The sequence below is a fragment of the Agromyces terreus genome (genome assembly GCF_009749465.1).
In the GTDB taxonomy this organism is placed as follows: domain Bacteria; phylum Actinomycetota; class Actinomycetes; order Actinomycetales; family Microbacteriaceae; genus Agromyces; species Agromyces terreus.
Map to the genome: position 1 here is coordinate 282,619 of NZ_WBIS01000001.1, position 17,903 is coordinate 300,521.

The 17,903-nt window shown below is 71.8% G+C and carries 14 protein-coding genes and 1 tRNA gene; 12 read left to right on the plus strand and 3 right to left on the minus strand.

All coding sequences use genetic code 11. The features are described 5' to 3' along the window. Positions 1–58: 58 nt before the first annotated feature. The gene (mfd, locus tag GQQ92_RS01295) at positions 59–3,751 is read left to right on the plus strand and encodes a transcription-repair coupling factor (protein ID WP_156997435.1); all 3,693 of its coding nucleotides are present in this window, start codon (positions 59–61) and stop codon (positions 3,749–3,751) included. Between the two features lie 84 nt (positions 3,752–3,835). Here mfd and GQQ92_RS01300 read toward each other — a convergent pair whose 3' ends face one another. Both GQQ92_RS01300 and GQQ92_RS01305 read right to left on the minus strand, forming a co-directional pair. Then, on the minus strand, positions 3,836–4,153 hold the full coding sequence (locus GQQ92_RS01300) for a hypothetical protein (protein WP_156997436.1): 318 nt from the start codon (positions 4,151–4,153) through the stop codon (positions 3,836–3,838). Next, entirely contained in the window at positions 4,150–5,349 is a 1,200-nt protein-coding gene (locus GQQ92_RS01305) for a Na+/H+ antiporter NhaA (protein ID WP_156997437.1), read from the minus strand. Before GQQ92_RS01305 ends, GQQ92_RS01300 begins: the two co-directional genes overlap by 4 nt. A 145-nt stretch (positions 5,350–5,494) precedes the next feature. On the opposite strand from GQQ92_RS01305, the gene GQQ92_RS01310 reads away from it, so the two are divergent. The 11 genes from GQQ92_RS01310 to GQQ92_RS01360 all read left to right on the plus strand — a co-directional run bounded on the left by GQQ92_RS01310 (position 5,495) and on the right by GQQ92_RS01360 (position 16,813). Then, positions 5,495–6,286: a LysE family transporter gene (locus GQQ92_RS01310; protein ID WP_197738025.1), complete on the plus strand. Its 792-nt coding sequence runs from the start codon at positions 5,495–5,497 to the stop codon at positions 6,284–6,286. A gap of 33 nt (positions 6,287–6,319) precedes the next feature. Next, on the plus strand, positions 6,320–7,060 hold the full coding sequence (locus GQQ92_RS01315; protein WP_156997439.1) for a MazG family protein: 741 nt from the start codon (positions 6,320–6,322) through the stop codon (positions 7,058–7,060). Between the two features lie 44 nt (positions 7,061–7,104). Further along, on the plus strand, positions 7,105–8,373 hold the full coding sequence (gene hisS, locus GQQ92_RS01320) for a histidine--tRNA ligase (RefSeq protein WP_156997440.1): 1,269 nt from the start codon (positions 7,105–7,107) through the stop codon (positions 8,371–8,373). A gap of 595 nt (positions 8,374–8,968) precedes the next feature. Beyond that, a complete protein-coding gene (locus GQQ92_RS01325) occupies positions 8,969–9,586 on the plus strand; it encodes an endonuclease domain-containing protein (RefSeq protein WP_156997441.1) in 618 nt (205 codons plus the stop codon). Positions 9,587–9,958: 372 nt separating this feature from the next. Next, complete coding sequence (eno, locus tag GQQ92_RS01330) at positions 9,959–11,239, plus strand: phosphopyruvate hydratase (RefSeq protein ID WP_156997442.1); 1,281 nt, start codon at positions 9,959–9,961, stop codon at positions 11,237–11,239. 97 nt (positions 11,240–11,336) lie between these two features. Next, positions 11,337–12,161 carry an FtsB family cell division protein gene (locus tag GQQ92_RS16700; protein ID WP_232057423.1) on the plus strand — a complete coding sequence of 275 codons (825 nt, stop codon included), beginning with the start codon at positions 11,337–11,339 and terminating at the stop codon, positions 12,159–12,161. Beyond that, positions 12,158–12,733, plus strand: a complete 576-nt coding sequence (locus tag GQQ92_RS01340) for a DUF501 domain-containing protein (RefSeq protein WP_156997443.1) — start codon at positions 12,158–12,160, stop codon at positions 12,731–12,733. The genes GQQ92_RS16700 and GQQ92_RS01340 overlap by 4 nt, the downstream gene beginning before the upstream one ends. Next, positions 12,730–13,995 (plus strand): S8 family serine peptidase, encoded by a 1,266-nt coding sequence (locus tag GQQ92_RS01345; protein ID WP_156997444.1) that lies wholly within the window; start codon positions 12,730–12,732, stop codon positions 13,993–13,995. The genes GQQ92_RS01340 and GQQ92_RS01345 overlap by 4 nt, the downstream gene beginning before the upstream one ends. 34 nt (positions 13,996–14,029) lie before the next feature. Beyond that, on the plus strand, positions 14,030–15,439 hold the full coding sequence (locus GQQ92_RS01350) for an NAD(P)/FAD-dependent oxidoreductase (protein ID WP_156997445.1): 1,410 nt from the start codon (positions 14,030–14,032) through the stop codon (positions 15,437–15,439). 105 nt (positions 15,440–15,544) lie between these two features. Next, positions 15,545–16,663 carry an FAD-dependent oxidoreductase gene (locus GQQ92_RS01355; protein WP_156997446.1) on the plus strand — a complete coding sequence of 373 codons (1,119 nt, stop codon included), beginning with the start codon at positions 15,545–15,547 and terminating at the stop codon, positions 16,661–16,663. 76 nt (positions 16,664–16,739) lie between these two features. Next, positions 16,740–16,813, plus strand: a tRNA-Leu gene (locus GQQ92_RS01360). A 34-nt stretch (positions 16,814–16,847) separates the two neighbouring features. Here the strand turns inward: GQQ92_RS01360 and GQQ92_RS01365 are convergent. Then, on the minus strand, positions 16,848–17,774 hold the full coding sequence (locus GQQ92_RS01365) for a Ppx/GppA phosphatase family protein (RefSeq protein WP_156997447.1): 927 nt from the start codon (positions 17,772–17,774) through the stop codon (positions 16,848–16,850). Positions 17,775–17,903: the final 129 nt, after the last annotated feature.

Consider the following 17,903-nt stretch of genomic DNA (forward strand, 5'->3'; position numbering starts at 1 on the left):
AGCGGCCGACCGCCTCGCGGCCGGAACCCCTGTCGGCGGCCCCGCGTAGACTCGCATGGTGATCCTGCAGGGCTTGAACACGGCGCTTTCGCGCGCCTCGACGATCGACGCTGCGCTGGCCGAGGCCCTGCGCAACGCCGACTTCTCCGCGCCCGAAGGCGTCGACGCGCCCCTCCTCGCGGGCCTGCTCTCGCGGCGGGCCGAAGCGGGACTCGCTCCGGCGCTGCTCGTGATCACCGCCACGAGCCGCGAGGGCGAGCTCGTGCGCGCCTCGATCGAGCCGTACCTCGACGGCGTCGAGGTGCTCGAGTTCCCCGCCTGGGAGACGCTGCCCCACGAACGGCTGAGCCCGTCGGCAGAGACGGTCGGCCGTCGGCTGCACGCGTTGCGGCGCATGCACGACTGGCAGCACGAGGGCGCGGGGCATCCGCTCGTCGTCGTGGCCTCGGTGCGCGCCGCGCTGCAGCCGCTCGCCGAGAACCTCACCGACCTCGAACCCATCGAACTCGTCGCCGGGGGGCGCGGGCACGACCTGTCCGCGATCTCGCGCACGCTCGTCGACCTGGCCTACGCGAGGGTCGACATGGTCGCCCGGCGCGGCGAGTTCGCGCTGCGCGGCGGCATCCTCGACGTCTTCCCGCCGACCGCAGACCATCCGGTCCGGGTGGAGTTCTTCGGCGACGAGGTCGAGGAGCTGCGGGCGTTCTCCGTCGCCGACCAGCGGTCGCTGCCCGAGGTGGTCGACCGCGTCGTGCTCGCGCCGAGCCGCGAGCTGCTGCTCACGCCCGCCGTGCGCCAGCGCGCCCGCGAGATGGTGCACGAGTTCCCGAGCCTGTCCGGCATGCTCGAGAAGGTCGCCGAGGGCATCCCGGTCGAGGGCATGGAGTCGCTCGCCCCCGCCCTGCTCGAACGGCTCGTGCCGTTCGCGCACTATCTTCCGCTCGGCGCCGCGGTCGCGGTCCTCCAGCCCGAGCGGGTCGCCGGCCGGGCCGCGAGCCTCGCCGAGACGAACCGCGAGTTCCTCGGCGCCGCGTGGAGCGCCGCGACCGTCGGGGCGGACGCCCCGATCGACCTCGCGGCCGGCGACTTCCTCACGCTGCGCGAGTTCCGCGACGCGACGCTGTTCAGCGCGCCGGGGCGGCCCGATCCCAAGCGCGTCTGGTGGACCTTCTCGAACTTCGACATCGGCGACGCCGCATCCGTCGTCGCCGCCGCGGGCGACGGAGCGGCCGCCGACCTCGCCGCGAGCGTCGCCTCCGACTACGTCCGCGTCGCCGCGACCGCGGTCCCGACCTTCGCGGGCAACGTCGCCGGGGCGATCGACCACGTCGCCGAGCGGCTGCGCGACGGGTGGAGCCTCGTCGTGGCATCCGCAGGGCACGGCCTCGTCGAGCGTGCCAGAGACGTGATCGCCGAGGCGGGCCTCGCCGCGCGCATCGTCGACGAGATGCCCGCCGAGCTCGAGCCGGGCGTCGCCTATCTCGTGCAGGCGGGGGCCGCCAGGGGATTCGAGGTGCCCGAGGTCAAGATCGGCCTCCTCTCCGAGACCGAGTTCTACGGCCGAGCGGTCGGGTACGACACCCGCCGCAACACGAAGCTCGCGTCGCGGCGGCGCAACGTCGTCGATCCGCTCCAGCTGAAGGCCGGCGACTTCGTCGTGCATCAGACCCACGGCATCGGCCGGTTCGTCGAGATGGTGCAGCGCGAGGTCGCCACCGGCTCGAGGCCGACCGGGCCGAGCCGCACGGCCGGCATCGCCCAGCAGCCGAAGGCCGTCCGCGAGTACCTCGTCATCGAGTACGCGCCCTCCAAGCGCGGGCAGGCGGGCGACCGCCTGTTCGTGCCCACCGACCAGCTCGACCTGCTGAGCCGCTACGTCGGCGGCGAGGCTCCCTCGCTGTCGAAGATGGGCGGCAGCGACTGGGCGCAGGCCAAGGGCCGTGCCCGCAAGGCCGTCCGCGACATCGCGGTCGAGCTCGTCAAGCTCTACTCGGCCCGTATGGCCGCGAAGGGGCACGCGTTCGGCCCCGACACGCCGTGGCAGCACGAGCTCGAAGAGGCCTTCCCGTTCGTCGAGACGCCCGACCAGGTGCAGACCATCGACGAGATCAAGGCCGACATGGAGCGGCCCATCCCGATGGACCGTCTGCTCGCGGGCGACGTCGGCTTCGGCAAGACCGAGGTCGCGGTGCGCGCCGCGTTCAAGGCGATCCAAGACGGCAAGCAGGTCGCGATGCTCGTGCCGACCACGCTGCTCGTCAAGCAGCACCTCGAGACGTTCACCGAGCGCTTCGCGGGCTTCCCGGTGCACGTGCACGCGCTCAGCCGCTTCCAGACCGACAAGGAGGCCCGCGAGACCATCGCCGGCCTCGCCGACGGCACCGTCGACATGGTCATCGGAACGCACCGCATCCTCACCGAGAAGGTCGTGTTCAAAGACGTCGGCCTCGTCATCATCGACGAGGAGCAGCGCTTCGGCGTCGAGCACAAGGACGCGCTCAAGAAGCTCAAGACCAACGTCGACATCCTCGCCATGAGCGCCACGCCCATCCCGCGGTCGCTCGAGATGGCGGTCACCGGCATCCGCGAGATGTCCACGCTCGCGACGCCGCCCGAAGACCGGCACCCGATCCTGACCTACGTCGGCCCCTACTCCGACCAGCAGGTCGGTGCCGCGATCCGGCGCGAGATGCTCCGCGAGGGCCAGGTCTTCTTCGTGCACAACCGGGTCTCCTCGATCAACCGGGTCGCCGCGCAGCTCTCCGAGCTCGTGCCCGAGGCGCGCATCGCGGTGGCGCACGGGCAGCTCAACGAGCACGTGCTCGAGCAGATCGTCAACGACTTCTGGGAGCGCAAGTTCGACGTGCTCGTCTCGACGACGATCATCGAGACCGGACTCGACATCTCGAACGCCAACACGATCATCATCGATCGGGCCGACAAGTACGGGCTCTCGCAACTGCACCAGTTGCGCGGGCGGGTCGGGCGCGGGCGCGAGCGCGCGTACGCGTACTTCCTGTGGGATCCGGCGAAGCCGCTCAGCGAGACCGCCCACGACCGCCTCTCCACCATCGCGGCGAACAACGACCTCGGCTCGGGCATGCAGGTCGCGCTGAAGGACCTCGAGATCCGCGGTGCCGGGAACCTGCTCGGCGCCGAGCAGGCGGGCCACATCGCCGGCGTCGGCTTCGACCTGTACCTGCGCATGATCGGCGAAGCGGTGTCGGCGTTCCGCGGCGACGTCGCCGAGGGCCAGACCGAGCTGCGCCTCGAGCTGCCCATCGACGCACACATCCCCGAAGACTACGTCGACTCCGAGCGGCTCCGCCTCGAGGCGTACCAGAAGCTCTCCGCTGCCAGCGGCCCGGCCGCGAAAGACGGGCAGATCGATCTCGTGGTCGACGAGCTCGCCGACCGCTACGGCGCCCTGCCCGACGCGGTCGAGCACCTCGTCGCCGTGTCCCGGCTTCGCCGTCAGGCGCAGCTCGCCGGGCTCTCCGACGTCATCGCGACGGGGTCGAAGCTCCGCCTCGCGCCGGCGAACATCCCCGACTCGCGCCGTGTCCGCCTCGAGCGCATGTACCCGGGCGCGAAGCACTTCGCGCAGAACGACGTCATCCTCGTGCCGTTCCCCACCCCGGGCGGCGAGGCGCCGGGCGACGCCGACCTCATCGAATGGGTGTCGAGGCTGATCGCCAACATCTTCCCGCTGCCCGAGCCGAGCGTCGAGGCGACGGCCGGCACCGCCTGAGCCGTGTCTCGGCGCGGGCGCCGACTCGGACCGAGGCGCCCGGGGTGGGCCGTGCCCGCGGCATCCGGCACCCGCCTGATGCCTTCAGGGCTTGAGATGACCCCACTCGTCGAGGAACTCCTCGACGCTCATGCGGGCGAGGTCGTCGTTGATCGTGCGCAGCAGCGCGTCCGCCTCATCGAGCGAGCCGGCCTTCGTGCGGAGCACCGGCGCCTCGGTCGCGCGTCGCACCACGACGAGGTCGGCGACCGACGGCCCGCCGAGGCCGCTCGCCTCGCCCGCGAGGAGCAGCGTGGCGTGCACGAACCCGCGGATGCCGGTCAGGCGGCGTTCCTGCAGCTCGGCGCGCAGATGCACGCGCGCGGCATCGGTCGGGCCGTTGCCCGATCGCGCCTCGGTCATCGCGAGAACGGACCGCCCGGCCCGCTGAGCGCTCCCGCCTTGCGGTACTGCCGCGAACGCACCGTGACCGCGATCGCCGAGCAGACGATGGCGATGCCGGAACCGAGCAGCACCGCGAGCGTGCCCTCGTCGGCGACCTCGGGGTGGTCGGAGAACGCGAGCTCGTTCATGAGCAGCGACACCGTGAAGCCGATGCCGCCGAGCGCGCCGACCATGAGGAGGTCGCCGATCGTGAGCGGCACGCCCGCCCGGCGCTTCACGAGCATCACCCCGAGGCCGCCGATGAGCACGATGCCGATGATCTTGCCGACCGGAAGGCCGACGAGGATGCCCCAGAACGCCGGGTCGAGCTCGCTCGGGCTGACCTGCGGAATCGCCACCATCGCGGCGGAGAGCGCGAACAGCGGCAGGATGATGCCGTTCGAGTACGGCTCGAGCGCGTGCACCGATCGGCCGCCGGGGCGCCGCGCCATCACGAAGCCGAGGGCCACGCCGGCGATCGTCGCGTGCACGCCGGACTGGTAGATGAAGTACCACGTCAGTGCGGCGAGCACCCAGAGCACGACGGCGATGGGCCACTGCGGCTTGCGCGAGAGCACCCAGGCCGAGCGCGGCTTCAGCATGCGGCTGAACGCGCCGAACATCGTGATCGTGATCGCGCCGAGGCCGATGAACGCGAGGTTCGCGTCGCTCGTGAAGAAGAACGCGATGATGAGGATCGCGATGAGGTCGTCGAGCACGGCGAGCGCAAGCAGGAACACGCGCACGCGGGTCGGGATGAACCGGCCGAACACGGCGAGCACGCCGAGGGCGAAGGCGATGTCGGTGGCCGTCGGGATGGGCCATCCGTCGACCGTGTCGGTGCCCCACGCGAACGCGACGAAGATGAGGGCCGGCACGACCACGCCGCCGATCGCGGCGATCGCGGGCAGCATCGCCTTCGAGAGCGAGTTGAGCTCGCCGATGACGAGCTCGCGCTTGAGCTCGACGGCGACGATGAAGAAGAAGACCGCGAGGAGGCCGTCGCTGATCCAGTGCTCGATCGAGAGGTCGAGCCCGAGCCAGGGCAGGTCGATGTGCGCGGTGTTCAGCTCGATCACCTTGGCCCCGAACGACACGTTCGCGAGCACGAGGCCGAGGACGGCGGCGACGAGCAGCAGGATGGCGGACCAGCGCTCGGACCTGAGGATGTTCACGGGCACTCCGTTCGTCGAGTGCGACGCCGGGTGTGGCGGGCCACGGGGTTTCGGCGTCGACGGGGCGATGTCGGCGGTCTCCCGCCGGCCGACCAGACTTCCCGGCACTCCTCAGGGAATCCTATCGGGCGCGTACACTGCTGCGGTGTCGTTCTCGGTCTGGGTCGCGTTGCTCGCGGCGAGCGTGGTGATCTCGTTCACCCCCGGCGCGGGTGCCGTCAACACGATGGGCAACGCCCTGAAGGTCGGCCTGCGGCGCTCGATCTGGGGCATCCTCGGCCAGCAGGCCGCGCTCGTCGTGCACATCGTCGTCGTCGCGGCGGGGCTCGGCGTGCTCGTCGCGAACTCGCCGGTCGCGTTCGATGCCATCCGGTACGCGGGCGCCGCGTACCTCGTCTACCTCGGCATCCGGCAGTTCCTCGCGAAGCCGGTCGTGACCGCGCCGGTCGCGTCCGCGCCGGTCGCGTCCGCGCCGGTCGCGTCGACCGGCGAAGCGGATGCCTCCGGCGGCGCCGAACTCGTCCGGACGGGCGCCGAGACCGCCGCGGGCACGGGCGCATCCGTCGCCGCATCCGCCCCGGCAGGCGCCGCCACGGTGGCCGCTCCCGCGCGCGCCGCATCCGGCTTCTCGACGGAGTCGTCGTGGTCGCTGTTCCGCCGCGGACTGCTCGTGAACCTCTCGAACCCGAAGGCGATCGTGTTCTTCCTCGCGTTCCTCCCGCAGTTCATCCGTCCCGATGCGCCGCTCCTGCCGCAGTACCTGATCGTCGGCGCGACCGTGATCGCCGTCGACATCGCGGTCATGTGGGGCTTCTTCGCGCTCGCGGCGCGCTCGTTCCGCCGGGCGACGACGTCGGCGCGCGGGCAGACGATCGTGAACCGGGTGTTCGGGTCGCTGTTCCTCATCGTCGGCGTGGCGCTCGCGGCGATCCACTGACCGCTCCGAGCCGGGCGTGCCTAGGCTGATCGCATGGACCACCCCGCCGCGCGGCCAGCGCACGAAGGACTCGACGAACTCATCGCGACGGTCGCCCTGCTGCGGGCCCCCGGCGGCTGCCCGTGGGACGCGGACCAGACCCACGAGAGCCTCGTGCAGTACCTCGTCGAGGAGAGCTGGGAGCTCATCGACGCGATCGAGTCGGGCGACCGCGCCGAGATGATCGAGGAGCTCGGCGACGTGCTCTACCAGGTGCTGTTCCACGCCGACATCGCCGCGCACACGGCGGGCGAGGCGTTCGACATCGACGACGTCGCCCGGCACATGACGGCGAAGATGGTGTCGCGGCATCCGCATGTCTTCGGCGATCGCGAGGCGTCGACGGCCGACGACGTCGTCGCGTTCTGGGAGGACCTCAAGGCCGAGGAGAAGCCGCACCGCACGAGCGTGCTCGACGGGGTGCCCCGCGGCATGCCCGCGCTCGCGCTCGCGCAGAAGATGCTCGGCAAGGCCGCGAAGGTCGGCGTCGGCATCGGGGCCTTCCGAGCGGAGGCTGCGGATGCCGCGCGCGTCGCGCCCGCCGTCGTGTCGCCGCCCACCGAGGACGAGCTCGGCCGGATCCTGTTCGAGCTCGCGGCATCCGCCCGCGCGCAGGGGCTCGACGCCGAGCGTGCGCTGCGGGGCGCGATCCGCGGGTTCGAGGCCGAGGTGCGCGCGGCCGAGGCCGAGCCTGCGGCCGAGCCTGCGGATGCCGCGGGGCCCGCCTCCGACTGACGGATGCACGCCCGCGGCCCGCACGTGCTGGAAGAATGGTCGGCATGGCTGCATCCGTCACCCCTCCGCGCGGCATGCGCGACTTCCTCCCGGCCGAGAAGGCGCGTCGCGAGCACGCGCTCGGCGTGATCCGCGGCGTGTATGCGTCGCACGGGTTCGACGAGATCGAGACGCCCGTCATGGAGGACGCCTCGCGTCTGCACGCCGGCCTCGGCGGCGACAACGAGAAGCTCGCGTTCGCGGTGATGAAGCGCGGCATCACCCCCGACGACCTGGCGGCCGCCGCGGCATCCGGCGACGCGCTCTCGCTGGCCGATCTCGGCCTGCGCTACGACCTGACGGTGCCGCTCGCGCGCTTCTACGCCACGCACCGCGCGGCGCTGCCGCCCGTGTTCCGGTCGATCCAGATCGCCCCCGTCTGGCGCGCCGAACGCCCCCAGAAGGGCCGCTACCGCCAGTTCGTGCAGTGCGACATCGACATCATCGGCGAGCCGGGCGCGCTCGCCGAGCTCGAGCTGCTCTCGGCCACGGTCGCGACGCTCGACGCGCTCGGCCTCACCGGATGCACGATCCGCCTCAACGACCGGCGCGTGCTCGCCGGCATCCTGTCATCCTGGGGCGTGGCCGACGACACACGCGAGCGCGCCCTCATCACGATCGACAAGCTCGACAAGATCGGCACCTCCGGGGTCGCCTCCGAGCTGCGCGAACTCGGCATCGTGGGGGAGGGCGCCGACGTGGCCGCCGAGCTCGAGGCGCTCACCACGGCAGATTGGCACCTCTACGACGGCGTCATGCCGCCGCCCGCCTGGCTCGACCGCGACGCGTACGCCGACCTGCTCGCGCTGCGCGAGACGATGCCCGACGCGACGATCGAGTTCGACCCGACGCTCGTGCGCGGCATGGGCTACTACACGGGCACGATCTTCGAGATCTCGCACCCCGACTTCGGCTACTCGCTCGGCGGCGGCGGCCGCTACGACGGCATGATCGGAAGGTTCCTCGGTCAAGACGTGCCCGCCTGCGGCTTCTCGATCGGGTTCGAGCGCATCGTCGACCTCCTCGCCGTGCGCGACGAGGGCCGCCCGCGCTCGGTCGTGCTCGTCTACGACCCCGCGGTGCCGCCCGCGACGCTGCTGAACCTCAAGCACGAGCTCGTGGCATCCGGAACCCGCGTGCGCTTCGAGCGCCGCGTGAAGAACGCGCGCGCCCTGTTCGAGCGCGTCACCGCCGACGGCTTCGACGCGGTCGCGAACGTGACCCTCGAGACGACGGATGCCGCGTCGCTGAGCTTCCGCGACCTGGCCGCGTAGGCGGGAGTGCGGGAGGGCTCCCGCCTTCCCGTCTTCCCGCGCTCCCGTCTTCCCGCGCTCCCGTCTTCCCGCCCCGAAGACGTGATCCGTCGATCTTCGCCCTTCCGCGCACGGCATCGGGCGAAGATCGACGGATCACGAATCGATGGGTCGACCGGAGGCGGCAGGCCTGTGGAGAGTCGGAGCGGCTGTGCCGTGCGTCGCGCACGATGTGTGCATGCCGCGTCGTGTCCCGATTCCCCCGCACCTGCGCGGATCCGCGTTCAGATCCGCCGATCGCGGGGCGCACGGTCTTGGCGCGAAGCGGTTGAGATCCGCCGACGTGTCGCACCCGTTCACCGCGGTCAGCGGGGTCGGGCTCGATCTCGACTCGATCCGCGGGGTGTGTCTCGCGTACGAGCCGCTGCTCAGGCCGGGAGAGGCGTTCAGTCATGCCACGGCGGCCCGCCTGCACGGTTTGCCGCTCCCGCCCGACCTGCCGTTGCGCCCGCTGCACCTGTTGGCGCCGCCCGACATGGCGCGGGCCCGCACCGCGGGGGTGGTCGGCCACGAGTCCGCGACACCGTTCGTCTCGTGGCTCGAGTCGGGCCTCCCCGTGGCGAGCCCGGTGCTCGCGTGGTGCCAACTCGCGGCATCCCTCGAGGTCGCCGATCTCGTCGCGGTCGGCGATGCCCTCGTCACCGGCCGGAGGAACGGACGGCATCGTGTGCAGGCCCTGGCGACGATCGACGAACTGCGGGCCGCGGTGCGGGCCTGGGGTCGCCGCCGCGGCGCTCGCAGGCTCGCGGAGGCCCTGCCGCAGGTGCGCGTCGGCCCCGAGTCGCGTCCCGAGACGCTGCTGCGCCTGGTACTCGTTCGCAGTGGGCTGCCCGAGCCCGAGATCGCCCTGCCGGTCGTGGTCGGAGAGGCCCACGAGGTGCTGCATCCCGATCTGGCGTATCCCGATTGGCGCGTCGCGATCGAGTACGAGGGCGAGCATCATCGGGATCGAGCGCGGTGGAAGCGCGACATCACCCGCCGCGAGCGTTTCGAGGCTTCGGGATGGCGCGTCATTCGCGTGACGTCCGATGATCTGTTCGGTGATCCTGACGCGATGGTGGAACGAGTACGGCGCGTGGTCGCCCTGCAGACCGCGGGCGTGGGGATCGCGGGCGTGGGGATCGCGGGCGTGGAGGGAGCGACGCCCGCCGACCAGGCGAAACGGCCTGCGTGATGGGGCGGGTTGGGCCTGCGGGGTGGGTGGGTCCTGCGGGGTGGGTTGGGCCTGCGGGGTCGGGCCTGCGTGGTGGGTTGGGCGTCGGGGGGGGGGGGGGGGTGGGGCGGGGGGGGGGGGGCGTGCGTGGTGGGTTGGGCGTCGTGATCCGTCGATCTTCGCCCTGGGCGAGCGAGCATCGGGCGAAGATCGACGGATCACGAACCCAGGACACTCGGACGGGCAGGGGTGCGGCGCGCGGCCCGTGCAACCGTCGGGAGGTCGCGCGCGGCATCCTACTCGCGACGCAATGTGTGAGCCGCCCTCACTAGACTTGCCTGCGGATCACGACGGAGTCGTCCAACGCACCCACCCATCACAGAGGAGTTCACTGTGGCATTCATCGAAGCTGTAGGCGCACGCGAGATCCTGGATTCTCGCGGCAACCCGACCGTCGAGGTCGAGGTCCTGCTCGACGACGGCTCGCTCGCACGTGCGGCGGTGCCCTCGGGGGCCTCCACCGGCGCGTTCGAGGCGTACGAGTTGCGCGACGGCGACAAGGGCCGGTACCTCGGCAAGGGCGTGCAGAAGGCCGTCGAAGGCGTGCTCGACGTGCTGGGCCCGGCCATCGAAGATCTCGACGCGAGCGACCAGCGCCTCGTCGACGCCACCCTCATCGAGGCCGACGGCACCCCCAACAAGTCGAAGCTCGGCGCCAACGCCATCCTCGGCGTCTCGCTCGCCGTCGCGAAGGCCGCGGCCGACTCGGCCGACCTGCCGCTGTTCCGCTACCTCGGCGGCCCGAACGCGCACGTGCTGCCCGTTCCGCTGTTCAACGTCATCAACGGCGGCGAGCACGCCGACAACGGCATCGACATGCAGGAGTTCTTCCTCGCCCCGATCGGTGCGGACACCTACTCCGAGTCGCTGCGATGGGGCACCGAGGTCTACCACACCCTCAAGGGCGAGCTGAAGGCCGCGGGCTTCGCGACCGGCCTCGGCGACGAGGGCGGCTTCGCCCCCGACCTGCCCAGCAACCGCGAGGGCCTCGAGTTCCTCGTGAAGGCCATCGAGAAGGCGGGCTTCACGCCCGGCAAGGACATCGCGCTCGGCCTCGACGTCGCCGCGACCGAGTTCTTCAACGACGGCGTGTACCGCCTCGACCAGAAGGACTGGAACGCCGAGCAGCTCATCGAGTACTACGAGGGCCTCGTGCGCGACTTCCCGATCGTCACCATCGAGGACGCCCTCGCCGAAGACGACTGGGACAACTGGAAGCTCCTCACCGACGCCCTCGGCTCGAAGGTGCAGCTCGTCGGCGACGACCTGTTCGTCACCAACCCCGAGCGCCTCGCCGACGGCATCAAGCGCGGCGTCGCCAACTCGCTGCTCGTCAAGGTCAACCAGATCGGCACCCTGACCGAGACCCTCGACGCCGTCAGCCTCGCGCAGCGGTCGGGCTACACCGCCATGCTCTCGCACCGCTCGGGCGAGACCGAGGACACCACGATCGCCGACCTCGTCGTCGCGACGAACGCGGGTCAGATCAAGGCTGGCGCGCCCGCCCGCTCCGAGCGCGTCGCGAAGTACAATCAGCTCCTGAGGATCGAAGAAGAGCTCGGCGAGTCCGCGGTGTTCGCGGGGCGCTCGGCGTTCCCGAGATTCACGGCCTGATCGGCTCGAGCCGGTACCGACTGGCGGGGGCGGCCGTGCGGCCGTCCCCGCCGGCGTCGTCTCGGGGTTCGCGTCGGGGGAGAGCAGAGGAGGGGCGATGAGCAGGGATGCTTCGCGTGCGCGCCGTCCGGCCGACCCGACGAAGGCGCCCAGGAAGCCCGCGAAGCCGGCCTCCGAGCCCGCCGCGTCGAAGGCCCCCGCGTCGAAGTCCTCCGCGTCGAAGTCCTCCGCGTCGAAGTCTCCCGCGTCGACGTCCTCGGCGTCGAAGCGGCCCGCGGCTTCGACGACGTCGGCATCGAACGCGTCCTCGGCGACGAAACGTCCGTCCTCCGCGAAGAATGCAGCCGCGGCGAAGTCGACGACGACGCCGAAGCCCGGCTCCGCCGCGCCGAAGTCGACCACGACGCCGAAGCCCGCGTCCGCCGCGAAGCCCGCGCGTGCGCGGGGCACGGCGTCGGGGTCGGGCGGCGCACGCCCGCCGCGCCGACCGGGTCAGGCGCCCTCGGGATGGCTCGGCGGCATCCGATTCTCAGGTTTCTCGCTCATCATGATGGGCGTCCTCGTGCTCGCGGTCGTGGTGCTCGCACCGACGATCGCGTCGTTGGCCGAGCAGCGGCAGCAGATCGCGGCGCTGCGGGCCGACGTCTCGGCGCAGGAGTCCGAGGTGCAGCGCCTGCGCGACGAGCGCGAGCGCTGGAACGACGAGACCTTCATCATGACCCAGGCGCGCGAGCGGCTGACCTACGTGATGCCGGGCGAGGTGAGCTACCTCGTGATCGACGACCGCGCCGAGACCGCCAAGACGGATGCCGCGACCGAGGTCTCCGCAGACGTGACCGAATCGAAGGGGGACTGGATGAGCACCATCCTCTCCTCCGTGCTGACCGCGGGACTCGCGCCCGCCGCTGGAGAGACCCCATGAGCCGACCGCCGTTCGAACCCGTGAGCGACCGCGACATCCGCATCGTCTCGGCGCAGCTGGGTCGTCAGGCGCGCGATGTCGTGGGCATCCCGGCGCGATGCGCGTGCGGGGCTCCGACGGTGGTCGCGACGGCCCCGCGGCTCGCCGACGGCACCCCGTTCCCGACGTTCTACTACCTGTCGCACCCCGCGGCGACGGCCGCGATGAGCTTCCTCGAGGCGGCGCAGCTCATGGTCGAGTGCAACGAGCTGCTCGCCGACGATGCCGAGGTCGCCGCGCACTACGCCGCGGCGCACCGCGACTACCTCGCCGACCGCGAGTCGTTCGGCGTGGTGCCCGAGCTCGCGGGCATCTCCGCGGGCGGCATGCCGACGCGGGTCAAGTGCCTGCACGCGCTCGTGGCGCACGCGCTGTCGGCGGGTCCGGGCGCCAACCCCATGGGCGACCTCGCGCTCGAGCGGTCGAGCTGGTCGCCCGACGTGTGCCAGTGCCCCGACTACGGGGTCGATGCGCCCGGCGGCGACGGCTCGGCAGCCGACGAGCACGCCGACGACGGGTCCGGCGCGGCATGAAGCTGCGCAGCGCGCTCCCGAAGGCCGCCGCGGCGCTCGCGGTCGGCGCGGTGGTGGCGCTCGCGGGTGCGACTCCGGCGCACGCCGACACGGTGCGCGACTACCAGTACTGGTTGGCCGACTACGGCTTCACGACCGCGTGGAACACCACCAAGGGCAAGGGCGTCACGGTGGCGGTCATCGACACCGGGGTGAACGGCAACGTCGCCGAGCTGCGCGGCGTCGTCAAGGGCGGCACGGATGTCTCGGGCCTCGGCTCGCCCGACGGGCAGACCCCTGTCGGCGAGAACGAGGATCACGGCACCATGGTGGCGTCGCTCCTCGCCGGTCGCGGCACCGGAACCGGCAACGGCGTCATCGGGGTCGCGCCAGAGGCCGACCTGCTCACGGTCTCCGTCGCGTTCGGCACCGACACCGGGGCGACGAAGTCGAACGACGACCAGATCGCCGAGGCGGTGGAGTGGGCGGTCGACAACGGGGCCGACGTGATCAACATGTCGTTGACCCGCAACACCCGCGACTGGCCCGAGAGCTGGGACGAGGCGTTCACGTACGCGTTCGAGCACGACGTGGTCGTCGTCGCGGCGGCCGGCAACCGCGGAAGCGGCACGAGCGAGGTCGGCGCGCCCGCGACGATCCCGGGCGTGCTGGCCGTGGCCGGGGTCGACCGCGACAAGAACGCGAGCTTCGACGCGAGCTCGCAGGGCATCACGCTCGCGGTCGCGGCGCCGAGCGAGAACCTGGTCGGGGTCGCGCCCGACGGCGCCTACAAGGTGTGGGGCGGCACGAGCGGTGCGGCGCCGCTCGTCTCGGGGCTCGTCGCGCTCGTGCGGGCCGAGTACCCCGATCTCGATGCGGCGAACGTCATCGAGCGCGTCATCAAGACGGCCGACCCCAACGGCCACGACGTTCCGAGCCCGCTGTACGGGTGGGGGCTCATCGACCCGGTTCCGGCGCTGACCGCGACGGTCGATCCGGTCGACGCGAACCCGCTGGGCAGCCTCGCGGAGTGGATCACCCTGCATCGGCGAGCGGATGCCCCGGTCAGCACGGATCCCGCCGAGGAGCAGGAGATCGTGCCGATCGCCGATCCGCCGCCGCCGCTGGACGTCGATGCGCAGACGCTGCTGCCGACCCCGTGGACGCTGGCCTACATCACCCTCCCGCTCTCACTGGTCGCGGGATTTGGTACGCTAGCAGCGCTGTTGGGCATCGGTGCCGCTCGGCATACCAGGCGGACGGCTCGAAAACACGAGCTGTGAGCGCCATCACCCAGAACTGAGGAGTCCATTCACCGTGCCCAAGATTCTCATCGTCGGCGGCGGCTATGCGGGGTTCTACACGGCGTGGAAGCTCGAGAAGTGGCTGCGCGCCGGCGAAGCAGAGGTCACGATCGTCGACCCGCTGCCCTACATGACGTACCAGCCGTTCCTCCCCGAGGTCGCGGCCGGCTCCATCGAGCCCCGTCACGCGGTGGTCGCCCAGCGGCGCCACCTCAAGAAGACGAACGTCATCACCGCGAAGGTCTCCGGCATCGACCACGCCTCCAAGACCGCGACGATCACGCCCGAGGTGGGCGAGCCGTGGCAGTTCGAGTACGACGTGGTCGTCGTCACCGGCGGCGCCGTCTCGCGCACCTTCCCGATCCCGGGCATCGCCGACAACGCGATCGGCCTGAAGACGATCGAAGAGGCCGTCGCGATCCGTGACCGCGTGCTCACCAACTTCGACAAGGCCTCGAACCTGCCCCCCGGCCCCGAGCGCGAGCGCCTGCTCACGTTCGTCGTCGTCGGCGGCGGCTTCGCCGGCATCGAGGTGTTCGCCGAGCTCCGCTCGTTCGCGAGCGCGCTGCTCGAGTACTACCCGCAGCTCACGTTCGACGAGACGCACTTCCACCTCATCGAGGCGATGGGCCGCATCATGCCCGAGGTCTCGCTCGAGACGAGCCACTGGGTCATCAAGCACCTCGCCCAGCGCGGCGCCGAGATCCACCTCGACACGCAGCTGCAGAGCGCGGTCGACGGCAAGATCGAGCTGTCCACGGGCGAGAGCTTCGAGTCCGACCTCATCGTCTGGACGGCCGGCGTCATGGCGAACCCCGCCATCGTGCGCACGAGCGACCTCCCCGTCGAGGAGCGCGGCCGCATCAAGACCCGCGCGGATCTGCGCGTGGGCGACGACGACGACTTCGTGCCCGACGCCTGGGCGGCCGGCGACATCTCGGCCGTGCCCGACCTCACCGGCGGCGGCGTCGGCGGCTACTGCGTGCCGAACGCCCAGCACGCGGTGCGTCAGGGCAAGCTGCTCGCGAAGAACATCGTCGCCGTGCTGCGCGGCGAGGAGCCCAAGCAGTACGTGCACAAGAACCTCGGTGCGGTGGCCGGCCTCGGCATCGGTTCGGGCGTGTTCCAGTCGGGCAAGCTCGCCATCAAGGGCCTTCTCGCGTGGTTCGCGCACCGTGGCTACCACGGTCTCGCGATGCCGAGCTGGGAGCGCAAGTTCCGCGTGTTCTGGGGCTGGGTGAACAACTTCTTCCTCGGTCGCGACATCGTCTCGCTGAGCGCGCTGCAGCAGCCGCGCGCCGCGTTCGAGGCGTTCGCCGCGCGCCCGAAGCCGCCGGCAGCGGCCGCTCCGGCGCCGGTCGAGGCCGCCCCGAAGGCCGCCAAGGCCCCGAAGGCGAAGGCCGAAGCCGCCGCCGCGAAGTAGGCCGAGGCGCAACATGACGCGCAGCACCCCGTCGAACGCGACGCAGCCCTCGGGCGGCGTCGCGTTCGCCGTCGGTGCCGTGGCGCCGTCGGCCGGGGGTCGGCGGTGAGCGTCGTCGACACCGAGGTCGTCGTCGTCGGCGGCGGCGCCATGGGGTCGGCCGCGGCGTGGCGGCTCGCAGCGCGCGGTCATGAGGTGACGCTGCTCGAGCGTTTCGAGCCCGGGCATCGACATGGCGCGTCGCACGGCGCATCCCGCAACTTCAACCTCGCGTACGCCGAGCCGTCGCATGTGTCGATGCTCGTCGAGTCGCGGCGGGCGTGGCGCGAACTCGAGGCCGAGACCGGCGCGTCGGTGCTCGACGAGGTGGGGCTCGTCAACCACGGCGGCGACGGGGCGGTCGACGACGAGGTGCACGCGGCACTCGCCTCGGCGGGCGTGCCCGGCGAGTTCCTCCCGGCTGAGGAGGCAGGGCGCCGGTGGCCGGGCATCCGCTTCGACGGTCGCGTGCTGCACTTGCCCACCGCCGGACGATTGCATGCGGATGCCGCGGTGCGGGCGCTGCAACAGGCCGCGATCGCACACGGGGCGCGGGTCCGACACCGCGTGCCGGTGCGAGGCATCCGGGTCGAGGGGCCCGATCGCGTGCATCTCGAGACCGAGCGCGGCACGATGACCGCGCGCCGTGTCGTCGTGGCCGTCGGCGGGTGGACCTCGAAGCTCCTGGGCGGGGTCGTGGAGCTGCCGCGGCTCGTCGTCACGCAGGAGCAGCCGGCCCACTTCGCCGTGCGCCCCGACGCCGGCGCGTGGCCCGGGTTCAACCATCGGCCCGGCCCCTCCGACGACTGGTGGTATTCGCCGGTCTACGGCATGCTCACGCCGGGCGAGGGCGTGAAGGCCGGATGGCACGGCGTCGGTCCCGTCGTCGACCCCGATCGTCGCGACCACCTCGCCGAGCCGGTGCAGTTCGCCGCGCTGCGGCGCTATGCGCGCGAGTGGTTGCCCGGCGTCGACGCCGAGGTCGCGACGCCGATCAGCTGCACCTACACGACGACCCCCGACGCGGTCTTCGTGCTCGATTCCGCCGGACCGGTCACGGTCGCGGCGGGGTTCTCGGGGCACGGGTTCAAGTTCACACCCGCCGTCGGCCGGATCCTCGCCGATCTCGTCGACGGTCGCCCGGCGCCGGGCGTCTTCGCCCTTCGGCGGTTCGCGTCGGCCTGATGCGGCGCGGCCCGGTCGGTGCCGCGAAGTAGGGTTGACGCGTGGTGCCGAGCCTCCCGACGGGCCGGCGTCGCGCGCTCCCGTAGCCCAATCGGCAGAGGCAGGCGACTTAAACTCGCCGCAGTCTGGGTTCGAATCCCAGCGGGAGCACCGGCCGAGCGCCGCCGAGCACCAGCCGAGCCGCTCAGGCGAGCCGGTCGAGCCTGCGGAGGATGAGCCCCTCGCGCAGGGCCCACGGCGAGACCTCGAGCTCGGGCACGTCGAAGGCCTTCATCGCCTCGGAGAGCACGACGGCGCCCGCGACGATCTGGAAGGTGCGGTCGGCCGTGATGCCGGGCAGGGCGGGTCTCGCATCGGCGGGGATGCGGGCCAGCCGGGGGATCCAGTCGTCGAGCGCCTTGCGGCGCAGGATGCTGCGTTCCCCGGAACCGACGCCGTCCTCGGTCCAACCGGCGAGTCGGGCGAGCGAGCGGATCGTCTTCGACGAGCCCACGACGTGGTCGGCCGAGGGCAGCCGGGCGAACTCGCCGACCGCGCCGCTCAGCACCGCGGCGGCGTGCTCGCGCAGCCGCTGCACGTCTTCGGGCGCGGGTGGGTCGTCGGGCAGGAAGGCGATGGTCGAGCGCCCGGCGCCGAGGGGGAGCGACCGCGCGACGTCGGGGAACTCGTCGATGCCGTTCGCGATCTCGAGCGAGCCGCCGCCGATGTCGAAGAGCAGGATGCGGTCGGCCGACCAGCCGTACCAGCGACGCACGGCGAGGAACGTCAGTCGCGCCTCGTCGTCGCCCGAGAGCACCTGCAGTTCGACCCCGGTCTCGTCGGCGACGCGTGCGAGCACGGCCTCGCCGTTGGCGGCCTCCCGGATCGCAGAGGTCGCGAAGGCGAGGAGCTCGTCGATGCCCGCCTCCCGGGCGGCGGTCGACGCTCCGGAGACGGCGGCGAGGATCGCGTCGACGCCCGCTGCGCCGATCGATCCGTCGGGCTCGAGGTAGCGCATGAGCCGCAGCACCGACTTGTGCGATGCGGCCGGGATCGGTCGTGCGCCGGCGTGGGCGTCGACGACGATGAGGTGCACGGTATTGGATCCGACGTCGAGTACTCCGAGGCGCATGGAGCGAGCGTAACGTGCGGGGGGACGCGTCCTCGTGCGGCGAGTGTGCCGGACGGCGCGCTCTGGTGCATACTGTTGCAACTGGGTCACCCGACCCAGTTGTCTCCGTCCGACGTCCGCCCCGACGCC

Coding starts and splice junctions, on each gene's coding strand:
- GQQ92_RS16700 (WP_232057423.1), top strand. CDS start 11,337: ATGAGCAGGGATGCTTCGCGTGCGCGCCGTCCGGCCGACCCGACGAAG.
- GQQ92_RS01315 (WP_156997439.1), top strand. CDS start 6,320: ATGGACCACCCCGCCGCGCGGCCAGCGCACGAAGGACTCGACGAACTC.
- GQQ92_RS01340 (WP_156997443.1), top strand. CDS start 12,158: ATGAGCCGACCGCCGTTCGAACCCGTGAGCGACCGCGACATCCGCATC.
- hisS (WP_156997440.1), top strand. CDS start 7,105: ATGGCTGCATCCGTCACCCCTCCGCGCGGCATGCGCGACTTCCTCCCG.
- GQQ92_RS01345 (WP_156997444.1), top strand. CDS start 12,730: ATGAAGCTGCGCAGCGCGCTCCCGAAGGCCGCCGCGGCGCTCGCGGTC.
- GQQ92_RS01300 (WP_156997436.1), bottom strand. CDS start 4,153: ATGACCGAGGCGCGATCGGGCAACGGCCCGACCGATGCCGCGCGCGTG.
- GQQ92_RS01365 (WP_156997447.1), bottom strand. CDS start 17,774: ATGCGCCTCGGAGTACTCGACGTCGGATCCAATACCGTGCACCTCATC.